Source organism: Nocardioides malaquae, from assembly GCF_015070385.1.
GTDB lineage: Bacteria > Actinomycetota > Actinomycetes > Propionibacteriales > Nocardioidaceae > Nocardioides > Nocardioides malaquae.
Window position 1 is genome coordinate 1 of record NZ_JADCSA010000922.1, and the last position, 247, is coordinate 247.

The following is a 247-nucleotide window of genomic DNA, read 5'->3' on the forward strand; positions in this document are numbered from 1 at the left end:
CTAGTGAATTAAAGGATGATTTGCGCCCCCACCTCGAAGGTGAACTTGGCGCTGCCGAAGTTGGTCTTCTGCTTCTGCCAGAAGGTGTCTGGTTTGATGATGAGGGCCACCTGGATCTCTGCAGGGAACACCTCCTGGAGGGTCTTCAGCAGAGGTTTGATCAGGTCCCACTTGGACCCCCGCATGTCCAGGATGACCGTAAAGCCCCGCTTACACACCTCCTCACTGGGGATTACAGAAATATTAA

Annotated in this window: 1 protein-coding gene; it reads right to left on the reverse strand. The window is 53.4% G+C overall.

Going from position 1 to position 247, the window contains the following annotated elements; all coding sequences use genetic code 11:
- Window positions 1–8: 8 nt before the first annotated feature.
- A partial coding sequence (locus IEQ44_RS16345; protein WP_227487694.1) for an SEC14 family lipid-binding protein occupies window positions 9–247 on the reverse strand: 239 nt, incomplete at its 5' end.